A 21694-nucleotide genomic window follows, 5' to 3' on the forward strand; every position below is an offset into this window, starting at 1 on the left:
TGGCGTACGGTTACCGGGATAGTGAGTTCTTTTTCATGAAGATCAAGAGCGTCTTTCCCGGCAATCCGTGAAGAACCAAAAAAAGGGGTGACCAATCACGGTCGCCCCTTTTTTGTGCCGCCCGGTAATTACCTGATCAAGCCAGGTCCACCAGAACGATTTCGCTGTCCTCAATCGCAGTCACCCGCAGCACCTGCTCATCGGCAACGGCTACACCGTCTCGAGCTTGTGCACGCAAGCCATTGACCTCAATGACACCCGTGGCCGGTACCAGGTAGGCGCGACGACCGTTGTCCAGGTGATACTCGGCGGATTCGCCGGCCTTGAGGTTCGCGGCCACCAGCCGGGCATCGGCGCGGATGCGCAGGCTCTGATCATCGCCTTCCTTGCCGCTGGCCAGGGTGACAAAACCTTCGCGGTTACCTTTCGGGAATGGCTTGGCGCCCCAGGACGGCGCGAGGCCGGACTCGTTCGGGATGATCCAGATCTGGAAAATCCTGGTCGGCGTCGCTTCCAGGTTGTACTCGCTGTGAGCGATCCCGGTACCGGCGCTCATGACCTGGACGTCACCCGCTTCGGTGCGACCCTTGTTGCCAAGGTTGTCCTGGTGGGTAATGGCGCCTTCGCGGACATAGGTGATGATTTCCATGTCGCGGTGCGGGTGTTGCGGGAAACCGGTGCCGGGCGCGATCACGTCGTCATTCCAGACTCGCAGGTTGCCCCAGTTCATACGCTTGGGATCGTAGTATTCGGCGAACGAAAAATGATGGTGGGCATCCAACCAGCCGTGGTGAGCACCGCCGAGCGAGTTGAAAGGTCTGAGTTCAAGCATGATCGTCTCCAGAAAAGGTTCGTCATGGGGCCAGGTGCCTGAGCCACGAAGCGAGACCGGTGAGTGATGACGGCCATCATCCAACAGGCAACAATCGATAAAAAGCGTAAAAAATGCAGTATTCCAATCGAATTAATTGATATTAAGTAACCTCGAAAGGCTCTCATTCAGCCTTCACTTCATCGCATAAGCCAATGAGTCATAAGCAATTCACTAGAACTCAACGGCAAATGCAGACACCATAGCGCTCAACAGCCTCACACCCTGGAGTCAGTCCGCGTGCCGCAACACACCCCCGATCTCCCGCCTGAACTTCGCCCACTGGCCGAGATGCCGCTGATCAAGCGATTGCTCGCCCGATTCTTCGGTTACAGCCTGACCCGCCTGCACGCACAGCATCGTGCGTCGTGGTTGCATGGCCAGGCCGACGGTTTTCGCAGCGGTCACAGTGCTGGGGTCGACTACGGCTACAAGGAAGGCAAGCTCGAGGGGCTGGAAGAGGGCCGGCAGGTCCTGCTGATCCGCGACTCGCGCTGCACTGAACACCGACCGCCGAATGTCGATGACCTGTTGTTCGACGACTGGCGCCTGCCGTTGAGCGCCGAGCTGAAGAAGCGCATGAAGGCCGATGTCGCCCGCTTGTTGCCGGCCCATGCCCAGCCCAGTGCCGCACAGTGGAAAATGATCTTCAGCGACACCCCGTCCACCTCGGTGATCGCGGGTGCCGGTGCAGGCAAATCGACCACGCTGGTGCTGCGTATCTTGCTGTTGACCCACTATCTGGGCTTCGAGCTGAGTTCGATGACGGTGGTGACCTTCACCCGCGAGTCGCGCAAGGACTTCATCAACAAGCTGATCGAACTGTTTGCGCGTTGGGGCCGCGGGATCAGTTTCAAGGAGGCGCGGGACCTGGTGCGCACCTTTCACTCGCGGATCCTGCCGATGGTGCGCAGCCTTCCGGGTTTCGAGCGTTTACAGGCTTTCGAAAACCTCAGCCTGCGGGCTGCACAGGGTGATGAGGAGGTCGACAGCAATCCGTTTGATCTGCGCATCAACGACGCCCAACGCCAACAGCTCAATGCCTGCTATCACCGTCTGCACCGTGACGATGAGCGTTTTCGCGAGTTGATCAAGCCATTGTCCCGGCATGCCCTGCAACTCAAGGAGCTGGAGCGCGATCACCCGGATGTGCAAAAACGCATGGGCGTTACCGAGCTTGCGGCCAAACGCGATGAAGAGCTGTGCGACGCCATCGAGGACCTGTGGTTTCGCGCCGGTGCCTGGCCCATCAAGGGCATCGAACCGAATCGCCAGTCGTTCGATATCAACGGGTCGACATTCCATTGTCACGGCTACATCCCGTCGCTGGATGCCTGGGTGGTGCTGGGGTTCGATCCTCGGGAGAACCCGCAGGTGACGCGACCAAACGCCAAGCTGACGGTGCGCGCAGAGTGGGCAGTAAAACGCACCCTGTTTCAAGCTTTCTGTCGTAAGCCATTGATATGGCTGGATAGTTACGAATCATCAAGACGTGTTCTGGCCTCGCTCGCCGGTGATGCCAGCGCCGGGCCGGGCTTCGATTACAAGGTCAAGGGCGAGCTCGCTTCAGCGCCACTGCTGGATTGTTTTGTCGCCGCCGCCGGGTTCATCGAAAACCTCGGGCTGGACGTGCCGGGCGCCGTGGCCCGGATGAGTTTCGCCAAGGACGATCCCGACCGGTTCTTCTTCGAAGCCTTGAGTCTGTACTGGCGGGCGCTGGAAGATCATTTGCTGGATCAGAAGCCGCCGATCATGACCTACAACCGAATGTTCGCCCTGTTCAGCGAACATTCGCCGGAGAACCTCAAATTGCTCGGCGATGAGCTGCTGCGGCCACTGTCACACCTGATGATCGACGAATTCCAGGATGTCTCGCCGCAGATCGTCTCCTGGATCAGGGCCAGCCTGGCAGAGATCCGCAGTCGCGGGCCGGCCATGCACGTCGGGCGCGGAGCCCAGCGTTCCTCGTTGCTCTGTGTGGGCGATGACTGGCAGTCCATCTATGGTTGGCGAGGCAGTTCGCCGACTTACTTCATGGAGTTCAACAAGGAGTTCCCGTCGCCGAGCACCACCAAGGTCATGCTCAGCGACAACTACCGCAGCCACCAGCACATCATCGATGCCGCCGAGCACATCGTGCGCGCGGCACCGGCGATTGCCGGGAAGAAAGCCAAGGCCAGCGGTGAACCCAAGGCATTGCTGCCGGTGAACGTCCTTGATCGAGATGACCAGGGCATGGCCCAACGCCTGATGGAGCATTATCGAAAGGGCGATTCGATCTTGATGCTTTATCGAAAAAGCAGCGATAAATTATTGATAGAAGAGCATATTCAATCAGTACTTAATGTTGATTCCAGCTTGCCGTATGAGGCCCGCAGGCTCAAGCAGTTGACGTATCACAGCGCCAAGGGCCTCCAGGCCGATGCGGTGTTTTTGCTGGGCGACTGCCAGCACCTGACCAGTTCACCTTACAAGAATCAGGTTTACCGGATGGCGGGCCTGGGCAAGGCCGGCGACAGTGAGCCCTATGACAATGCCCAGAAGGACGAGATCCTGCGGTTGGCCTACGTGGGTATTACCCGCGCTGTCAGCCATTGCTACTGGTACGTCGACGCACAAGACACCCAGGCCGCGAACATGCCCAAGGCCTCCGACCGGATCGGCAAGGGCAAAGCGTTTTTTGTCGACCATCGTAAAAGCCAAATCACCGCCTGACTTCTGTAGGTGTAGGAGCGAGCTTGCTCGCGATGGATTCAAGAGCGCCGTGGTTAGCCAGTAAATACGCGTTATCGTTAACGACCATCGCGAGCAAGCTCGCTCCTACAGGTACAGGGAAGCGCTCAACAAAAAGCCCACTTGAAGTGGGCTTTTCAGTCAGTGAGCCTTCAGGCGTAACTCTTGAAGGCCTCCGGTGGGATGAAGGCTTCAAGCTCGTCCTCGACCGCTTCGATTATTCGTTCCACATCCGCGGCATTCATGACGGTGGCGCACGGAATACCAGCAATGGCGATCATGGTCTCGCCAGTGGCACGATCAAAAAGACGGGCAATCATACTGCCCGGCGCGTCCATGCTCGCCTCGAAACCCATGGGATGAAAATGCCAGCGCATCAGCTGGCAGGCGTTTGGAAACGTAACCTTACTGAACCCTTTATTCATGTGTTGCCCGCCTTCATTTTCGAGCGCTTCCTTTAGCTCATGGTAGGAGGGAAGAACCTTCATTGGTTCAACCAGTGACAGTGGTTAAAAGTAGCATTCGGATGTGAAAAGAATGTGGATTTTTCAGGTCGTTTGGCGATTGCCGGCGCTTTTTTTGATTCAGGTCAGGCTTATCGGCCAGTTACGGGCACAAGCCATCATCGGTTTAGTCGTTGAAGACAAAACGGAAGTTGGGCAAGCTCGGTCTTTTCCCGTCGAGATGTTCAATGCACGCCGATGATCATGATGGCCCGCTGCAAACCCAAGCCACGGGCGAGACGGTCATGCGCTATCACTTGCGCTGGAAGCACCGGGATCTGGACGGCGTCATGGCGCTTTATCACCCTGAAGTTCAGTACAACGACTTTTTCCAGAACCGGGTCATGGGCCTGGACGAATTGCGCGAATATGTGCGCAGCAGCATGCCCCGGGATCCGGATGAAGCGCTGGAACACTCCGACCGCATTCGACTGGACGGCAACACTGCGTTCATTCAGTACCGCATCACCTTGCGCGGTGGTGAAGGGTTGGTGTCGTTGCGCGCCAGCGAAGCGATCACCGTCAAGGACGGGCTGATCTGGCGGGTCAATGAATATGCTTCATTGGTGCACGAACAACCCGGCAGCAAAACGTCCGGCAACCAGCGTCCGGCTGTCAGCCGGCTCGGGCTGTCGCCTCGCCAGTTGAGCTTCATGGCCGATGACCTGCAGCAGTATTTCCAGCGCCAACAGCCATATCTGGACCCGGAGCTCGATCTGCAGCGAGTGGCGAAGGAGTGTGGCTACAGCCGCAACCAGATTTCCTACCTGTTGAATCAGGTGCTGGGCCAGAGCTTCTATCGCTACGTTAACCAGGCGCGCCTGCAACATTTGCTTGCGGCGCTGGATGCCGCCATGCCGCCAGTGCGCATCGACGAACTGGCCTTCGCTGCCGGATTCAATTCGCTGTCGGCGTTCTACAGCTGTTTCCGCCAGCACACCGGCCAGTCCCCCAAGGCTTACGTCAAACAAATTTCTTTGCGTGCACGCGCGCAAGACAGCGCCTGAGCCCACGCACTAGGATCGACGTCATCGAAGTTTGAGTGGCGGAGTCTTGCATGCCGGCGTGGCGCACTATCAGTTTGTGGATGGACCAGCTCGACGAGCCGCTATTGGCACGTCCGGCGCTGGAGCGGGACCTGGATGTCGACGTGGCGATCATCGGCGCGGGGTATACCGGACTCTGGACCGCGTACTACCTCAAGCAGCACAAACCTGACCTGAACATCGCCATCGTCGAAGCGCAAACCGCCGGTTTCGGCGCGTCGGGACGCAATGGTGGCTGGCTGATGGGCAATTTGCTGGGTGAAGATCGCCTGCTGGCCGATCTTCCGGCCGAAGAGCGCCGCGCTTCCTACGCTTTGTTGCACAGCATTCCGGATGAAGTGAAGGTTGTCCTCGAACGTGAGGGAATCGACTGCGATTACCGCAAAGGCGGAGTGCTGTATTGCGCCGCACGCTATCCGGAGCAGGAGGCCAGCCTGCGTCACTACCTGGACGATCTCCACCGCCAGGGCCTCAACGACAGCCACTATCGCTGGCTGACCCCGGAACAACTCGCGCAACAGATCCGCGTCGCCAAACCTTACGGCGGTATCTACGCGCCGCACGTGGCGACCATCCACCCGGCCAGGCTGGTACGCGGGCTGGCCCGGGCTGTGGAGCGCCTGGGCGTCAGAATCTACGAAAACAGCCCGGTCACCCATTGGCAGCCCGGCAGCCTACGCACGGCCAAAGCTTCGGTGCGCAGTCGCTGGGTGGTGCCGGCAGTAGAAGGCTACTCCGTGACGCTGCCGCCATTGGGGCGTTATCAGTTGCCGGTGCAGAGCCTGATCGTCGCGACCGAGCCCTTGTCGGCGGCCATCTGGGACGAAATCGGCCTGAGTCACGGCCAGGCATTCAGCGAAGCCAGTCGCCAGGTCACCTACGGTCAACGCACCGCTGACAACCGATTGATCTTTGGCGCCCGTGGCGGGTACCAGTTCGCTGGCAAGCTGCGCCACGACTTCGACCTGAGCGCTGACGAAATACACCTGCGGCGTTATCTGTTCGGCGAACTGTTCCCGCAGTTGAAGAACGTGCAGATCACCCATTCATGGGGCGGCAACCTGGGCATGTCCCGGCATTTCCAGCCACACATGCTTTGCGACCGGGCCAACGGCGTTGCCCTGTCGGGTGGTTATGGCGGGGAGGGCGTTGGTGCCAGCAACCTGGGAGGCCGCACGCTGGCCGACCTGATCCTGGGGCGCGACACCGATCTGGTACGCCAACCGTGGGTCATCCCCCAGCGCGGCCTCGACGCCCTGCGGGCCTGGGAGCCGGAGCCGATCCGCTGGCTCGGCTACAACGCGATCATCCGCAGCTTTGTCCACGAGGACCAGACCCTGGCCAACCCGGCTACAGCGCCCTGGCGGCGCAGGCTGGCCAGCGGGGTGGCCGGTTTCATGGAAGGTTTCATGCACTAAACAGCGACTCTACATCGACAGGTACTCTCATGAGCATTACGCAGTTCAAAAACACCGCAACCCTGAAACTGGAGGAATCCAATCCGGTCGCCGTGCCCCTGGGAACTCCCGTGGCCGTGGCTTCGACCACCAGCGTCGAACGCGACGACGGCGTCGAGACCGGTGTCTGGGAATGTACCCCCGGACGATGGCGGCGGCAGATCGTCGCCCAGGAGTTCTGTCACTTCATTCAGGGCCGCTGCACCTTCACCCCGGAGGGTGGCGAGCCCCTTCACATAGAAGCCGGCGACGCACTGATGTTGCCGGCCAACAGCCTCGGCATCTGGGACATCCAGGAAACCGTGCGCAAGACCTACGTGCTGATTTTTTGAGTTTTCAATTCGTTGAAATTTGAAAGCTGATCCTTTGATTGCCTGCCAACAAAAAAAACCTACAGGAATCGACTCATGCTCCGAAAGACACTGACTCTGGCCCCGCTGATGCTGGCTGCATCGATCAGCCAGGCCGCCGAAACCGTCAAGATCTACAACTGGTCGGATTACATCGCGCCAGACACCACGAAAAACTTTCTAAAAGAAACCGGCATCGACGTCACCTATGACGTCTATGACAGCAACGAAACCCTCGATGGCAAGTTGATGACCGGCAAATCCGGCTACGACGTGGTGTTCCCGTCCAACCACTTCATGGCCCGGCAGATTGAAGGCGGCGCCCTGAAGAAACTCGACAAGAGTCAACTTGCGAACTGGAAGAACCTCAACCCTGTGTTGCTCAAGGCGTTGCAGACCAACGATCCGGGCAACGAGCACGGCTTCCCGTACCTGTGGGGCAGCACCGGCATCGGCTACAACATTGCCAAGGTCAAGGCCGTGCTGGGGGAGAACGTCCCGGTGGATTCCTGGGACTTGATCTTCAAGCCCGAGAACATGCAGAAGTTGCACAAGTGCGGCGTGGCCATCCTCGACAACGGCCCCGAACTGCTGCCGGCCGCGTTGAACTACCTCGGGTTGCCCCATCACAGCAAAAACCCGGAAGACTACAAGAAGGCAGAAGCCCTGCTGATGAAAGTGCGGCCGTATGTCAGCTATTTCCACTCGTCCAAGTACACCAGCGACCTGGCCAACGGCGATATCTGCGTCGCGGTCGGTTTCTCGGGTGACATCCTGCAAGCGGAAAACCGCGCCAGGGAAGCCAACAACGGCATCGACATCGGCTACTCGATTCCCAAGGAAGGTGCCGCGATCTGGTTCGACATGGTTGCCATGCCAACCGATGCTCCGGATGAAAAGGCCGGTTACGCCTTCATGAACTACCTGCTGCGCCCGGACGTCATGGCCGGCATCAGCAACCATGTGCATTACGCCAATGGCAATGAGCAGGCCGACAGTCTGATCGAACCGTCGATCAAGAACGACACCAAGGTTTACCCAAGCCCGGAAATGATGGGCAAGCTGTTTGCTCTGGAAGCCATGCCGTTGAATATCGACCGGATTCGCACGCGAGTGTGGAACAAGATTCGCACCGGCAGTTGAAGACCTGGTCAGGCGATCGGGACAGGACGTCCCTTTGCCATCGTCATCAGCCGACCGGCTCGGCTGCGCAACTCATCTGGCCTGAGCCGGGTATCTGGAAAAAAACGTCATCGTCGATTTGCCAGAAGCTGTAGCTGCCTTTGTAATCCTTGCCCGTGTACTGGGTTCCGGCATTGTTCGGCACCTGGTTGAGCGTCACCGAGGTGTTGGCCCATTTCAGGAACACCACGCCCGGTTCGACCATAAAAAAGGTAGCGGCAACCAATGCGTTAAACCCTGCGCAACGATAAGCCAACGGGCCTTCCGTGAGTCTGCTGGGGTCTTTGGTTCTCGCAACGGCCGAACCCTGGCGCAATTGGAACGCACGCTCGGCATAACTTCGCACGACGCACGCCTTGTCTTGCGGCCCGCCACCACACTGGTTGCGGGACTCAATCCAGAACCGCTGATCAATCTCGACCTTATTCGGGCGCGGCACCGAATGGTCGTCGCTGAGAGCCAGGAGATAAAGGCGATTGAGTTCCAGATCCATGCGCGCCAGTTGAGCATCGTGACAAATCAGTTTTTCGGCGGATGCCTGAGGGTTGGCGCAATCGAAACTGGTTTTGTACGTTGGCAAGGGCTTTGGCTTGGCCTTTGTGGCAGCGTCACACAGGCTCGCCGTCATGCACGCGCTGACGGCGAGCACAGAGGCAAGAAGTGGCATGACCATTTTCATTTCGGCGTCACCTGAGTCTTTGCGTGATGCCCGTATTGCAACGCATGTGTCGAAGCGTTGCACAGTCATTCGGTTGCACGGGGTCTATCGAGTGTAAAGCAGTGCTCGAAACCTGCCACATCGTGCCAGGAGAAACGTCAGTCTTCCTCACGAATCGTCGCCACTTCATCGGCCCTGACTTTCACCATCGCTCCGGAAATGTCCTCAAACTCAAAGAACCCGTCCTTGGTTTTGGTCTTCGGCATGTCCTTGGTCAGGTATTGAGTGCCGTTCTGCAGCGTCACCACCGTTGGCGTCGAGCAACCGGCCAGCGCCAGCAGGGCCGCTGCAGCCAGGGGCAAGCCCAATGTCTTGATGTCCATAATCACCTCCCGTTCGTTGAAAGCAGCGCCATCAGCCCGAGGCTGTCACTGCACCCGTATGGCGGTTGGTGCCGCCAGGGGGCAGAAAGTTCTACTGCCCGGGAAAAATTCCGTACCGCGCCGCCATTTATCCTTTTCCGATTGCGCCACGCGGGCTGGAACTGGTATCTGTATGCATAACCAGTATCTCTCGCCATGGCCCATTTTCCAGTGACCGCAAATCCCCTCGACGACCCGTTCTACTACTTGAACAACTTCATGCAAGTGCTTGATTGGCTTGAGCAGCGCTTTGCCGATGTGTTGAGCGTCGACGAGCAGCGTTTCATTCATGAGTTTAAGCGCTTACCCCGTGAGTCGCAGGCACTGCTGGTCAGAATGGTCATGCGCAAGGGTGTTCATTTCAGGGCGAGCAAACTGCACTATGACGAAATCGGCGATACCGGCTGCGCCGTCGGGCCGCTCTTGGCGCTCGGCTGGGTCGATGAGCGAATGCCGTTGGCGGTCGAAGCGCTGTTCGAGGTGCTTCTCAAGGGTGAAATCCTCCAGGCCTTTGGCCCGGTCATCGATCAACCCAAAGGCAGGAAAGCCGATTGGTTGCCGGCGCTGTGCGAGCAGTTTACCCAGGTGCAAAGCTTCAACGACTGGTGTCCGACCCTGGAGGAGCGCCTGTTCAGCTTGACCATCATGCAATTGTGCGATCGCCTGCGCCTGATGTTTTTCGGCAACCTGTATCAGGACTGGTCGGAGTTCGTATTGGCCGACCTCGGTATCTACACCTACGAAAAAGTCGAATTCTGTGCCGAGTCCCGTGGCTTGCGCAGTCGCGAAGACGTGGATGCCTGCGTCCTCCTGCACGCATACCAGCAACAATTCGAGGCCGGTGAAGCGCTGGAAGAGGTGGCCGAGCGGATCAAGGGCCTGACGCTGAACAATCCGTGGTTGCAACGCCGGCGCGGCAAGCTGCTGTTCCAGATGGCCCAGTACTGCGAACGCATTGCCGATTTCTCCATGGCCCTGAACCTGTACCGCGAATGCGCCTTTCCCGGCGCGCGTGCGCGGCTCATTCGCGTGCTGGAACGTAGCGGCCAGTTTGAACAGGCGATGGACCTGGCCGTGCAGGCCGAACAGGCACCGCAAAGCGCCGCGGAACGCCAACAGTTGCTTCGTGTCCTGCCACGCCTGCGGCGCAAGCTCGGCGGGCCGCCCATAAAGCGGGCGCCGCCTCGGGAAATGCAGCGCCTGGACCTGCAATTGCCCCGGACAGACCCGGCATTATCGGTGGAGTTCTATGTTCAGGCGCATCTGGCGCAAGATTCGGCGCCGGTGCATTACGTGGAAAACAGCCTGGTCAATTCATTGTTTGGCCTGCTCTGTTGGCCCGCGATCTTCGCGCCTTTGCCGGGGGCGTTTTTTCACCCGTTCCAGCGCGGGCCGGTGGATTTGCTCAGCGAAGACTTCCATGTCCGCCGGGCCGAACTGTTTCAGGCTTGCCTGGCCGAACTCGACGACGGGCGCTACCGGCAGACCATCCGCGAACGTTATGCCGCCAAGTGGGGCGTGCAGTCGCCGTTCGTGTTCTGGAGCGTGCTCAGCGAAGAGTTGCTGGAGCAAGCCCTCGATTGCCTCCCGGCCGAGCACCTCAAACACTGGTTCAACCGCCTCTTGCTGGACATCAAGGCCAATCGCGCCGGCATGCCGGACCTGATCCAGTTCTGGCCGCAGCAAAAGACCTACCGCATGATTGAGGTCAAGGGCCCGGGCGATCGCCTGCAGGACAACCAGTTGCGCTGGCTGGAGTTCTGCCATGAGCACCAGATGCCCATCGCCGTGTGCTACGTGCAATGGGCGGAGCAGGACGATTGAGCTACAGCATTGCGGTGCGTGCGCTGTGCGAGTTCACCGCCAAGGCCGGCGACCTTGACCTGCGCTTCACACCATCACCGACCGCACTGGAAGGTATCGTCGGGCACCGTACGGTGGCCTCGCGGCGCAGCGAGGATTACCAAAGCGAAATTGCCCTTGAGGGCCAGTATCAAACCTTGAGGGTCAAGGGCAGGGCGGATGGCTATGACCCCGGGCAAAACTGCCTGGAGGAGGTCAAGACCTATCGCGGCGACTTGAGCAAACAACCGGCCAACCACCGCCAATTGCATTGGGCCCAGGCCAGGATCTACGGCTGGTTGATGTGTCGGAAACTGGACCTGTCGCGGATCAATCTGGCACTGGTGTATTTCGACATCGTCAGTGAAAAGGAGACCTGCCTGGTCGAGTCTTTCGACGCCATTGAGCTGCAACAGTTCTTCGAACGGCATTGCGCGCGGTTCCTGCAATGGGCCGAACAGGAAGTCGCCCATCGAGAAGGGCGCAATCTGGCTGCGCAGGGCCTGGTCTTTCCCCATGCCGGTTTTCGACCGGGGCAGCGTCATCTGGCCGAGTCGGTGTTCAAGGCCGTCAGCACGGGGCGCTGTCTGATGGCCCAGGCGCCCACGGGTATCGGCAAGACCCTGGGCACCTTGTTCCCCATGCTCAAGGCGCTGGCGCCGCAACAACTGGACAAGGTGTTCTTCCTTACGGCGAAAACCCCGGGACGGCAACTGGCCCTGGACGCCGCGCACGTGATGCTTGCCAGCGCCGATGCGCCGCCGTTGCGGGTGCTGGAGATGATCGCCCGGGACAAGGCCTGCGAACATCCGGACAAAGCCTGCCACGGCGAGTCCTGCCCACTGGCCCGGGGGTTCTACGATCGCCTGCCCGCCGCACGGCAGGCGGCCAGTCAACTGAGCCTGTTGAACCAGAGCGCCTTGCGCGAGGTCGCTCTGGCGTACGATGTCTGCCCGTACTACCTGAGCCAGGAAATGGCGCGTTGGGCCGACGTGGTGGTTGCCGACTACAACTATTATTTCGATTTCAGCGCGTTGCTGTTCGGCCTGGCCCAGGCCAACAACTGGAAGGTCGCGGTGCTGGTCGACGAAGCCCACAACCTGGTGGAACGCGGCCGCCAGATGTACAGCGCCAGCCTCGACCAGGCGACCTTCAACAGCGTGCGCAAAACCGCGCCCGAAGCGCTGAAAAAACCCATGCAACGGGTCAACCGCGAGTGGAATGCCCTGCATAACGCGCAAACCGGCGCCTATCAGGCCTATGACAAGGCGCCGGAAAAGCTCCTGCAGGCGCTGTCATCGTGCAGCGCTAACATCGGTGACTACCTCAACGATCACCCTCAAGGCCTGGACAGTGCGTTGCAGGGATTTTACTTCGACATGCTGCACTTTTGCCGGGTCGCCGAACTGTTCGATGAGCAGTTCCTGTTCGACATCAGCAAGCGCGACCTCGAGCGCCAGCGCAACCTCTCGCAACTGTGCCTGCGCAATGTGGTCCCCGCCGGCTTCATCCGCCCGCGCCTGACCGCCGCGCGTAGCACGGTGCTGTTTTCCGCGACCCTCAGCCCCAGGCACTATTACGCCGATTTACTGGGAGCACCGGAGGACACGGTGTGCATCGACGTCGAGTCGCCGTTTCACGCCGATCAACTGCAAGTGCACATCGTCGACCAGATTTCCACGCGGTTTGTACATCGCCAGTCCTCTCTCGAACCGATCGTGGACTTGATCGCCAGACAGTTCTACAAACGCCCCGGCAATTACCTGGCGTTTTTCAGCAGTTTCGATTATTTGCAGCAGGTGGCGCAGTTGCTGGCCGAGCGGCACCCGCGGATCAAACTGTGGTCGCAATCCCGTGGCATGGGCGAGGCACAACGCCAGGACTTTCTCGACAGGTTCACCGAAGACGGCGAGGGCGTTGGCTTTGCAGTGCTCGGCGGTGCGTTCGGCGAAGGCATCGATTTGCCCGGCGCACGGTTGATCGGTGCGTTCATCGCCACCCTGGGGCTGGCACAACTGAACCCGGTCAATGAGCAGTTGAAACAGCGCATGGCTGCGATTTTCGGCGCTGGTTACGATTACACCTACCTGTTCCCCGGCGTACAGAAAGTGGTACAAGCCGCTGGACGGGTCATCCGTACGCAACAGGATCAAGGGGTGGTGATGTTGATCGACGACCGTTTTGGCGAGCACAAGGTCAGGCAATTACTGCCGCGCTGGTGGTCGATTGCGCCAACGGATTCTCGCAATGTTGCAGCCATATGCGTACAGCGCCTATGACACAATTCTCAGAAGGTTCGTCTATTCGATGGAGGAGCGTGACGAGATGGTCAGGGAATGTCATCTGCACCTGCTTAAAACCAGAAAATATGGCAACCAGGTCCCCGGTTTCGTCTACAACGACCTTTACTCCCATATCACCTAATACGTGTATCGCTAAGCCGGGATTGCAGGCTATGAAGCAAACCGCCGGAGTCATGACTTTCCAAATTGGCAGTTTGTCTCATACTCCAGAAAAACAATCATGACGCGAGAACTCAATGAGTGAGGATCGAAACAGGCCCAATACCGTTGAGGACAAGCGCTTTCGCCTGTTGATCGATGCAGTGATCGACTATGCGATCTACATGATTGATCCCGACGGCATTATTACCAGCTGGAACGCTGGCGCCAGGCGTTTCAAGGGCTACGAGGAGGCCGAGATCCTGGGTCAGCATTTCTCGCGCTTCTACACCGATGACGATCGCCGTGCCGGCTTGCCCCAGCGGGCACTCGACACGGCGATTCGTGAAGGACGTTTCGAGGGCGAAGGCTGGCGGGTGCGCAAGGACGGCACACATTTTTGGTCTCATGTGGTCATTGATCCGATCTTCGACCCGTCGGGTACGTTGCTCGGCTTCGCCAAGATCACCCGGGACCTGACCGATCGCAAAATGGCCGAGGAAGTCCTCAAGCAAAGCGAGCAGCAGTTTCGCCTGCTGGTGCAGAGCGTTACCGACTATGCGATCTACATGCTTTCCCCGGACGGCCGGGTGAGCAACTGGAACCCCGGCGCCCAACGCATCAAGGGTTACTCGCCGGAAGAGGTCATTGGCCAGCATTTTTCGATGTTCTACACCCCGGAAGATCGCGATGCCTGCGAGCCACAACGGACGCTGGATATCGCCGTTCGTGAAGGGCGCTTTGAAAACAAGGGCTGGCGGGTGCGCAAGGATGGTACGCGGTTTCTCGCCCATGTCATCGTCGACCCGATCTGGGGCGACACCGGCACATTGCTCGGTTTTGCCAAGATCACCCGGGACATCACTGAAGTCACCCAGGCGCAGCAGGCGCTGGAACAAACCCGTGAGGCCTTGTTTCAGGCGCAGAAAATGCAGGCCATCGGCCAGCTCAGTGGCGGGATCGCCCACGACTTCAACAACCTGCTGACGGTGATCCTCGGCAATCTGGAAATTGTGCGCAAACGGGTGACGGATGACCCCAAAATAACCCGCCTGATCGACAACGCCACCCAAGGTGCCTTGCGCGGTGTATCCCTGACCCAGCGCATGCTGGCGTTTGCCAGACGCCAGGAGCTCAAGTCGGAACCTGTGCGGATACCGGCGTTGGTGGAAGGCATTTCCGGGCTATTGCGCAGCTCCCTGGGGCCTTCGGTGAAAGTCGAAACACGCTTTCCCGGGGATCTTGAACCGGTGATGGCGGACATCAATCAACTGGAACTGGCCGTACTGAACCTGGCGACCAACGCCCGCGACGCCATGCCCCACGGCGGGACCATCAACTTCAGTGCCAGGACCGAGGAGGTCACCGGCGGCGCCTCATCCCTGGCCGCGGGGCGTTATGTCTGCCTGAACATTGCCGATACCGGCGAGGGCATGGATGAAACCACGCTGGCCTCGGCGATGGACCCCTTTTTTACCACCAAGGGCGTCGGTAAAGGTACGGGCCTGGGGTTATCGATGGTTCACGGTTTTATCGAGCAATTGGGTGGGCGCTTCATCCTCAAAAGCAACAAGGATCAGGGTACGACGGCCGAGTTGTGGTTGCCGGTTGCCACCCGGGGTTCGGTGGTTGAGCCTGTAGCGCAAACGCAGACCGTGGAAGTGCCCCGCCTGTGCGTACTGGTGGTGGACGATGACAGTCTGGTGTTGACCAGCACCAGTCTGCTGCTCGAGGACCTCGGGCACCGGGTCATCAGTGCGGCTTGCGGAGCCAGGGCGCTGGAGCTGTTCGGCAGTGAGCCGGATATCGATTTGGTGATCACCGACATGGCCATGCCACAGATGAGTGGCGCGCAACTGGCCAACGCCATCAGGCTCATGCGGCCGAGCGTGCCGATCATCCTCGCCACCGGTTTTGCCGAACGGCTGGAAGGCATTGCCGCGCGCCTACCTCGTTTGTCGAAACCCTTTACCCAGCTCAACCTGGTGGAAGTCATTGCCTTGGCGATGAAGTGACGCGGCGGACCAGATTGCCCTGTATTTGTAGGAGCGAGCTTGCTCGCCCCTACAGGCGGATATCAGGCCTTGAGATGGCGCAAACTGCGCTCCATCCGCGCTATGCCTTCCTCCAGCAGCGACCTTGGGCAGCCGAAGTTCAGGCGAACGAACTGCTTGCAGCCATCGCCGAAGTCCAGACCGGCACTCAAACCCACCTTGGCCTGTTCGAGGAAAAACTGCTGCGGGTCGTCCAGCCCCAGTGCCGTGCAGTCGAGCCACGCCAGGTAGGTGCTTTGCGGCAGGTTCATGGTGATGCCCGGCAGGCGGGTGTGTACGGCCTCGGCCAGGTAATCCCGGTTACCTTGCAGGTAGACCTTCAGCTCGGCAAGCCATGGTGCGGCTTCGCTGTAGGCGATGCGGGTGGCTTCCATGCCCAGCGGATTGACGCTGTCGACCATGCCGCAACGGGCGTGATTGACCTTCTCACGAAGGTGGCGGTCCTGGATGATCATGAACGAGGTCTTCAGGCCGGCAATGTTGTAGGCCTTGCTCGCCGACATCAAGGTGATGGTGCGCTGAGCGACCTGAGGGCTCAGGGTCGCCATCGGAATGTGCTGGCGACCGTCGAAGCACAACTCGGCGTGGATCTCGTCGGAAATGATCCAGGCATCATGCTCAAGGCAAATATCGGCAATGGCTTGCAGCTCTGCGCGGGGAAAGGCCTTGCCCAGCGGGTTATGCGGGTTGCTCAGCAGCAGTGCGCCACCACCTTGTAGCGACTGGTTCAGGGTATCCAGCGGCGTGGTGTAGGTGCCGTCGGCTTGCGCATCGAAATTCAGTTCGACCTTGTTCAGCCCCCAATGCCCGGGCGCATGACGCAGCGGTGGGTAGTTCGGCACCTGCACAACGACATTCTGTGGCGCCTGCACCAGTGCCTTCAGTGCCATGTTGAAGCCGGACTCGACGCCCGGCAGGAAAATCAGCTCCTGGGGCTCGACGCGCCAGGCGTATTTGTTCCAGAGGTCGGCAACGATTGCCTCGCGCAGGTCATCCTGGGCCACGCTGTAGCCGACCATCGGGTGTTCCAGTCGTTTTTGCAGGGCCTGGATGATCATCGGCGGCGCGGCGAAATCCATGTCGGCGACCCACATCGGCAACACATCGGCGGGGTAGCGGCTCCACTTGGTGCTGCCGGTGTTGTGGCGGTCGAACACCTGATCAAAATCGAAAGTCATGTGGGGTCTCGTAACGGCAGATTGGTTATGGCGCCATGATAATCGCCAACCCCCTGTAGGAGCGAGCTTGCTCGCGATGGAGTGTCAGTCGACACTCACTCAGCTGGTACACCATCGCGAGCAAGCTCGCTCCTACAGAGGGGGTTATGTCTGGAGGGCCGACGGTCGGCTGTCATGGTGATTTCGACAGCATTGACTAAAGTTCAAATGTCGGCAGCCTGACTGCCGCTACCGTGGTTGTTCAAAAAAGCCCGGCCATGTACCGGGTTCCACCTGATCAGGAGTGCACGATGGATCTCAGCCGTCGTCAGTTCTTCAAGGTCGCCGGTATCGGCCTTGCAGGCTCTAGCCTGGGTGCGTTGGGCATGGCCCCGACGCTTGCCTTTGCCGAACAGGTGCGTCACTTCAAGCTCGCCCACACCCATGAAACCCGCAACACCTGCCCGTATTGCTCGGTCGGTTGCGGCTTGATCATGTACAGCCAGGGCGATACGGCGAAGAATGTCGCGCAAAACATCATCCACATCGAAGGTGACGCCGACCACCCGGTCAACCGAGGCACCCTTTGCCCTAAAGGCGCAGGCCTGCTGGACTTCATTCACAGCCCCGGCCGCCTGCAATACCCGCAGGTGCGTAAACCCGGCAGCACCGAATGGACCCGCATCTCCTGGGATGAAGCCCTTGATCGCGTCGCCGACCTGATGAAGGCCGACCGCGACGTCAACTTCATCGAGAAGAACGCCCAGGGCCAAACGGTGAACCGCTGGCTGACCACCGGTTTCCTCGCGGCATCGGCGGCGTCCAACGAAGCCGGCTACATCACCCACAAAGTGGTGCGCAGTCTCGGCATGCTGGGGTTCGATAACCAGGCGCGTGTCTGACACGGCCCGACGGTGGCAAGTCTTGCCCCGACGTACGGCCGTGGTGCCATGACCAATACCTGGACCGATATCGCCAACGCGAATCTGGTCCTGGTGATGGGTGGCAACGCAGCAGAAGCGCATCCGTGCGGCTTCAAATGGGTGACCGAAGCCAAGGCGCATAACAAGGCGCGGCTGATCGTGGTCGACCCGCGTTTTACCCGGACCGCCTCGGTGGCCGACTATTACGCGCCGATTCGCACCGGCACCGACATTGCCTTCATGGGCGGGCTGATCAATTACCTGCTGACCGAGGACAAGATCCAGCACGAATACGTGCGCAACTACACCGACGTGTCGTTCATCGTCAAAGCCGGCTATGGCTTCGAGGACGGGATCTTCAGCGGCTACGACGCGGCCAAGCGCCTTTACACCGACAAGTCCGGCTGGGGCTATGAACTCGGTGAAGACGGTTTTGCCAAAGTCGACCCGACCCTGCAGGACCCACGCTGCGTCTATCAGTTGATGAAGCAGCATTACAGCCGTTACACCAAGGAACTGGCGAGCCAGATCTGCGGCATGCCGGTCGATGCCATGCAGAAAATCTGGGAGGAGATCGCCACTTGCTCGATACCGGGCAAGACCATGACCATCCTCTATGCCCTTGGCTGGACCCAGCACTCGATTGGCGCGCAGATGATCCGCAGCGCGGCGATGGTGCAACTGCTGCTGGGCAACGTCGGCATGCCGGGCGGCGGCGTGAACGCCTTGCGCGGGCACTCCAACATCCAGGGGCTGACCGATCTGGGCCTGTTGTCCAACTCACTGCCGGGCTACCTCACGTTACCCGGCGATGCCGAGCAGGATTACAACGCCTACATCGCCAAGCGCACGCAAAAACCCTTGCGCCCGGGGCAACTGTCCTACTGGCAGAACTACGGCAAATTCCACGTCAGCCTGATGAAAGCCTGGTACGGCGCCAACGCCACGGCCGAGAACAACTGGGCCTACGACTACCTGCCGAAACTGGACATTCCCCAATATGACATCCTCAAGGTGTTCGACCTGATGGGGCAGGGCAAGGTCAACGGCTACATGTGCCAGGGCTTCAACCCCATTGCCGCATTGCCCGACAAGAACCGGGTGATGGCGGCTCTGGCCAAGCTGAAATGGCTGGTGGTGATGGATCCGCTGGCCACCGAGACCTCGGAGTTCTGGCAAAAGGTCGGGCCGTATAACGACGTGAACAGCGCCGACATCCAGACCGAAGTCATTCGCCTGCCCACCACCTGTTTTGCCGAGGAGGACGGCTCGCTGGTCAACAGCAGTCGCTGGTTGCAATGGCACTGGAAGGGCGCGGATGGCCCCGGCGAAGCGCGTACCGACGTACGGATCATGAGTGAGCTGTTCCTGCGTTTGCGCCAGCGCTACCAGGCCAATGGCGGCAAATACCCCGACCCGATGCTCAAACTGTCGTGGCCGTACAAGATCCCCGAGGAACCTTCGCCGGAAGAACTGGCCAAGGAAATCAACGGCTCCGCCACCACGGACTTCACCGACGCGACGGGCGCGGCGATCAAGGCCAATGCGCAACTGGCCGGGTTCGGCCAGCTCAAGGATGACGGCAGCACGGCGTCCGGTTGCTGGATTTTCTGTGGCAGCTGGACTGAACTCGGCAACCAGATGGCGCGGCGCGACAACAACGACCCGTACGGCATGCACCAGCATCAAGGCTGGGCCTGGGCCTGGCCGGCCAACCGGCGGATTCTCTACAACCGCGCTTCGGCGGACCTGCAAGGCAAGCCGTGGGATCCGAAAAAACGCCTGGTGTGGTGGAACGGCAAAGCCTGGGCCGGCACCGATGTGCCGGACTACAAGGCCGATGTGCCGCCGGAAGCGGGGATGAATCCTTTCATCATGAACCCCGAGGGCGTGGCGCGATTCTTCGCCGTCGACAAGATGAACGAAGGCCCGTTCCCCGAGCACTACGAGCCGTTCGAGACGCCGATCGGCATCAACCCGCTGCACCCGCAAAACAAGAAAGCCACCAGCAACCCGGCGGCGCGGATCTTCGATTCGGTGTGGGATTCCCTCGGCGTGGCCAAGGATTACCCGTACGCCGCGACCAGTTACCGGCTGACCGAGCATTTCCACTTCTGGAGCAAGCATTGCAAGCTCAACTCGATTACCCAACCGGAGCAGTTCGTGGAAATCGGCGAAGTGCTGGCCAAGGAAAAAGGCATCGTCGCCGGCGACCGGGTAAGGGTCAGCAGCAAGCGGGGCTTCATTGAAGCGGTAGCGGTGGTGACCAAACGGATTCGTCCGCTGCAGGTCAACAATCAGGTGGTGCACCAGATCGGCATTCCGTTGCACTGGGGCTTCACCGGTCTTACGCGCCACGGTTACCTGACCAACACCCTGGTGCCGTTCCTCGGCGATGGCAACACTCAGACCCCGGAATCCAAGTCATTCCTGGTCAACGTGGAGAAAGTCTAAATGGCCAGCCAAGACATCATTGCCCGCTCGGCCACCACCACACCTGCGCCCTCGGTGCGCGGCATGGAGGAAGTCGCCAAGCTGATCGACACCACCAAATGCATCGGCTGCAAGGCCTGCCAGGTCGCCTGCTCGGAGTGGAACGAATTGCGTGACGAGGTCGGCCATAACCATGGCACCTACGACAATCCGCAGGATCTCACCGCAGAAACCTGGACTTTGATGCGTTTCACCGAGCACGAGACCGACGCCGGCAACCTGGAATGGCTGATTCGCAAGGACGGCTGCATGCATTGCGCCGAGCCCGGCTGCCTGGCGGCATGCCCCAGCCCGGGGGCGATCATCAAGCACGCCAATGGCATCGTCGATTTCGATCAGGATCATTGCATCGGTTGCGGCTATTGCATCACCGGGTGTCCGTTCAACATTCCACGGATCTCGCAAAAGGATCACAAGGCCTACAAATGCACCTTGTGCTCTGACCGGGTGGCGGTAGGGCTGGAGCCGGCCTGCGTGAAAACCTGCCCGACCGGTGCCATCGTGTTCGGCTCCAAGGACGACATGAAGGAACATGCGGCCGAGCGTATCGTCGACCTCAAGAGCCGGGGTTTTGAAAATGCCGGCCTGTACGACCCCGAAGGCGTTGGCGGTACCCACGTGATGTACGTGTTGCACCACGCCGATACGCCAAGACTGTACGCCGGCTTGCCCGATCACCCGGCGATCAGTCCGTTGGTAGGTCTGTGGAAGGGCATCAGCAAACCCCTGGCACTGTTGGCCATGGGCGCGGCGGTGCTGGCCGGGTTCTTCCACTACGTGCGCGTCGGTCCGCAAATCGTCGAAGAGGATGAGCATCCGGAGCCGCCGGACAACGCCGTGCACGAAGTCGATCCATCGGTGCACACCTTCGATCCCCGAGGGGAGGGCAGGCCATGAGCGACAAGACGATCCTGCGCTACACCAGCAACCAGCGCACCAATCACTGGCTGGTGGCGATTCTGTTCCTCATGGCCGGGTTGTCCGGGCTGGCGCTGTTCCACCCGGCATTGTTCTGGCTGAGCAACCTGTTCGGCGGCGGACCATGGACACGCATCCTGCACCCGTTCATGGGCGTGCTGATGTTCGTACTGTTCCTCGGCCTGGTGTTTCGCTTCTGGCGCGCCAACTACTTCATCGCCAATGATCGCCTGTGGCTGAGGCGCATCGACCGGGTGATGAAAAATGAAGAGGAGGGCGTCCCGCCCATCGGCAAATACAACCCCGGGCAAAAGCTGCTGTTCTGGACTTTACTGCTGTGCATGCTGGTGCTGTTGTTCAGCGGGCTGGTGATCTGGCGTGCGTACTTCAGCGAGTATTTCGGCATCACCACCATACGCTGGGCGATGTTGCTGCATGCGCTGGCCGGTTTCGTGCTGATCCTGAGCATCATCGTGCACATCTACGCCGGCATCTGGATCAAGGGTTCGGTCAGCGCCATGTTGCACGGCAGGGTCAGCCGCGGCTGGGCCAGGAAACACCACGAACTCTGGTATCGCCAAGTGACTCAAGATGAGACCCGCGGCGAAGCGCCCAAACGACCGATCACCAAAAAGGGCTGACAT

16 protein-coding genes are annotated in these 21694 nt (G+C 59.8%); 11 read left to right on the forward strand and 5 right to left on the reverse strand.

All coding sequences use genetic code 11. The features are described from left to right. Nucleotides 1-136: 136 nt before the first annotated feature. Nucleotides 137-832 (reverse strand): pirin family protein, encoded by a 696-nt coding sequence (locus AC3WTM_RS23930; RefSeq protein ID WP_102670283.1) that lies wholly within the window; start codon nt 830-832, stop codon nt 137-139. Between the two features lie 279 nt (nt 833-1111). Here AC3WTM_RS23930 and AC3WTM_RS23935 point away from each other — a divergent pair, with 279 nt between their 5' ends. Beyond that, on the forward strand, nt 1112-3586 hold the full coding sequence (locus AC3WTM_RS23935; RefSeq protein WP_102670282.1) for a UvrD-helicase domain-containing protein: 2475 nt from the start codon (nt 1112-1114) through the stop codon (nt 3584-3586). A gap of 170 nt (nt 3587-3756) precedes the next feature. Here AC3WTM_RS23935 and AC3WTM_RS23940 read toward each other — a convergent pair whose 3' ends face one another. Then, complete coding sequence (locus AC3WTM_RS23940) at nt 3757-4029, reverse strand: DUF1652 domain-containing protein (protein WP_057716601.1); 273 nt, start codon at nt 4027-4029, stop codon at nt 3757-3759. Nucleotides 4030-4295: 266 nt separating this feature from the next. On the opposite strand from AC3WTM_RS23940, the gene AC3WTM_RS23945 reads away from it, so the two are divergent. The 4 genes from AC3WTM_RS23945 (at nt 4296) to AC3WTM_RS23960 (ending at nt 8103) form a co-directional block, all read left to right on the forward strand. Beyond that, on the forward strand, nt 4296-5114 hold the full coding sequence (locus AC3WTM_RS23945) for a helix-turn-helix transcriptional regulator (RefSeq protein ID WP_102670281.1): 819 nt from the start codon (nt 4296-4298) through the stop codon (nt 5112-5114). A gap of 50 nt (nt 5115-5164) precedes the next feature. Further along, nucleotides 5165-6571: an NAD(P)/FAD-dependent oxidoreductase gene (locus AC3WTM_RS23950; RefSeq protein WP_102670280.1), complete on the forward strand. Its 1407-nt coding sequence runs from the start codon at nt 5165-5167 to the stop codon at nt 6569-6571. 29 nt (nt 6572-6600) lie between these two features. Next, the gene (locus AC3WTM_RS23955) at nt 6601-6942 is read left to right on the forward strand and encodes a cupin domain-containing protein (protein WP_102670279.1); all 342 of its coding nucleotides are present in this window, start codon (nt 6601-6603) and stop codon (nt 6940-6942) included. A gap of 75 nt (nt 6943-7017) precedes the next feature. Next, nucleotides 7018-8103, forward strand: coding sequence for a polyamine ABC transporter substrate-binding protein (locus tag AC3WTM_RS23960; RefSeq protein ID WP_102670278.1), 1086 nt, complete (start codon nt 7018-7020; stop codon nt 8101-8103). Nucleotides 8104-8149: 46 nt separating this feature from the next. Here AC3WTM_RS23960 and AC3WTM_RS23965 read toward each other — a convergent pair whose 3' ends face one another. Beyond that, nucleotides 8150-8821, reverse strand: coding sequence for a lysozyme inhibitor LprI family protein (locus AC3WTM_RS23965; protein WP_102670277.1), 672 nt, complete (start codon nt 8819-8821; stop codon nt 8150-8152). Between the two features lie 137 nt (nt 8822-8958). Then, a complete protein-coding gene (locus tag AC3WTM_RS23970) occupies nt 8959-9183 on the reverse strand; it encodes a YgdI/YgdR family lipoprotein (RefSeq protein ID WP_056724775.1) in 225 nt (74 codons plus the stop codon). 195 nt (nt 9184-9378) lie between these two features. Between AC3WTM_RS23970 and AC3WTM_RS23975 the strand changes: the two genes are divergently transcribed. The 3 genes from AC3WTM_RS23975 to AC3WTM_RS23985 all read left to right on the forward strand — a co-directional run bounded on the left by AC3WTM_RS23975 (nt 9379) and on the right by AC3WTM_RS23985 (nt 15520). Next, nucleotides 9379-11046 (forward strand): VRR-NUC domain-containing protein, encoded by a 1668-nt coding sequence (locus AC3WTM_RS23975; protein ID WP_102670276.1) that lies wholly within the window; start codon nt 9379-9381, stop codon nt 11044-11046. Then, entirely contained in the window at nt 11043-13343 is a 2301-nt protein-coding gene (locus tag AC3WTM_RS23980; protein ID WP_102670275.1) for an ATP-dependent DNA helicase, read from the forward strand. The genes AC3WTM_RS23975 and AC3WTM_RS23980 overlap by 4 nt, the downstream gene beginning before the upstream one ends. A 260-nt stretch (nt 13344-13603) precedes the next feature. Beyond that, nucleotides 13604-15520: a hybrid sensor histidine kinase/response regulator gene (locus tag AC3WTM_RS23985; protein ID WP_102670274.1), complete on the forward strand. Its 1917-nt coding sequence runs from the start codon at nt 13604-13606 to the stop codon at nt 15518-15520. A 62-nt stretch (nt 15521-15582) separates the two neighbouring features. Here AC3WTM_RS23985 and AC3WTM_RS23990 read toward each other — a convergent pair whose 3' ends face one another. Then, complete coding sequence (locus AC3WTM_RS23990) at nt 15583-16737, reverse strand: MalY/PatB family protein (protein WP_102670273.1); 1155 nt, start codon at nt 16735-16737, stop codon at nt 15583-15585. Nucleotides 16738-17027: 290 nt separating this feature from the next. On the opposite strand from AC3WTM_RS23990, the gene fdnG reads away from it, so the two are divergent. Genes fdnG through AC3WTM_RS24005 form a run of 3 tightly spaced genes read left to right on the forward strand, consistent with a single transcriptional unit; the run spans nt 17028 to nt 21691 of the window. Continuing rightward, complete coding sequence (gene fdnG / locus AC3WTM_RS23995) at nt 17028-20093, forward strand: formate dehydrogenase-N subunit alpha (RefSeq protein WP_146023704.1); 3066 nt, start codon at nt 17028-17030, stop codon at nt 20091-20093. Beyond that, a complete protein-coding gene (gene fdxH, locus AC3WTM_RS24000; protein WP_057714811.1) occupies nt 20094-21029 on the forward strand; it encodes a formate dehydrogenase subunit beta in 936 nt (311 codons plus the stop codon). It abuts the gene before it with no gap. Next, entirely contained in the window at nt 21026-21691 is a 666-nt protein-coding gene (locus AC3WTM_RS24005) for a formate dehydrogenase subunit gamma (protein WP_057714812.1), read from the forward strand. The genes fdxH and AC3WTM_RS24005 overlap by 4 nt, the downstream gene beginning before the upstream one ends. Nucleotides 21692-21694 lie beyond the last annotated feature (3 nt).

It is taken from the genome of Pseudomonas sp. EU05-FHT14B02, from assembly GCF_058791055.1.

Coding starts and splice junctions, on each gene's coding strand:
- AC3WTM_RS23930 (WP_102670283.1), bottom strand. CDS start 832: ATGCTTGAACTCAGACCTTTCAACTCGCTCGGCGGTGCTCACCACGGC.
- AC3WTM_RS23940 (WP_057716601.1), bottom strand. CDS start 4,029: ATGAATAAAGGGTTCAGTAAGGTTACGTTTCCAAACGCCTGCCAGCTG.
- AC3WTM_RS23945 (WP_102670281.1), top strand. CDS start 4,296: ATGCACGCCGATGATCATGATGGCCCGCTGCAAACCCAAGCCACGGGC.
- AC3WTM_RS23950 (WP_102670280.1), top strand. CDS start 5,165: ATGCCGGCGTGGCGCACTATCAGTTTGTGGATGGACCAGCTCGACGAG.
- AC3WTM_RS23955 (WP_102670279.1), top strand. CDS start 6,601: ATGAGCATTACGCAGTTCAAAAACACCGCAACCCTGAAACTGGAGGAA.
- AC3WTM_RS23960 (WP_102670278.1), top strand. CDS start 7,018: ATGCTCCGAAAGACACTGACTCTGGCCCCGCTGATGCTGGCTGCATCG.
- AC3WTM_RS23965 (WP_102670277.1), bottom strand. CDS start 8,821: ATGAAAATGGTCATGCCACTTCTTGCCTCTGTGCTCGCCGTCAGCGCG.
- AC3WTM_RS23970 (WP_056724775.1), bottom strand. CDS start 9,183: ATGGACATCAAGACATTGGGCTTGCCCCTGGCTGCAGCGGCCCTGCTG.
- AC3WTM_RS23975 (WP_102670276.1), top strand. CDS start 9,379: ATGGCCCATTTTCCAGTGACCGCAAATCCCCTCGACGACCCGTTCTAC.
- AC3WTM_RS23985 (WP_102670274.1), top strand. CDS start 13,604: ATGAGTGAGGATCGAAACAGGCCCAATACCGTTGAGGACAAGCGCTTT.
- AC3WTM_RS23990 (WP_102670273.1), bottom strand. CDS start 16,737: ATGACTTTCGATTTTGATCAGGTGTTCGACCGCCACAACACCGGCAGC.
- fdxH (WP_057714811.1), top strand. CDS start 20,094: ATGGCCAGCCAAGACATCATTGCCCGCTCGGCCACCACCACACCTGCG.
- AC3WTM_RS24005 (WP_057714812.1), top strand. CDS start 21,026: ATGAGCGACAAGACGATCCTGCGCTACACCAGCAACCAGCGCACCAAT.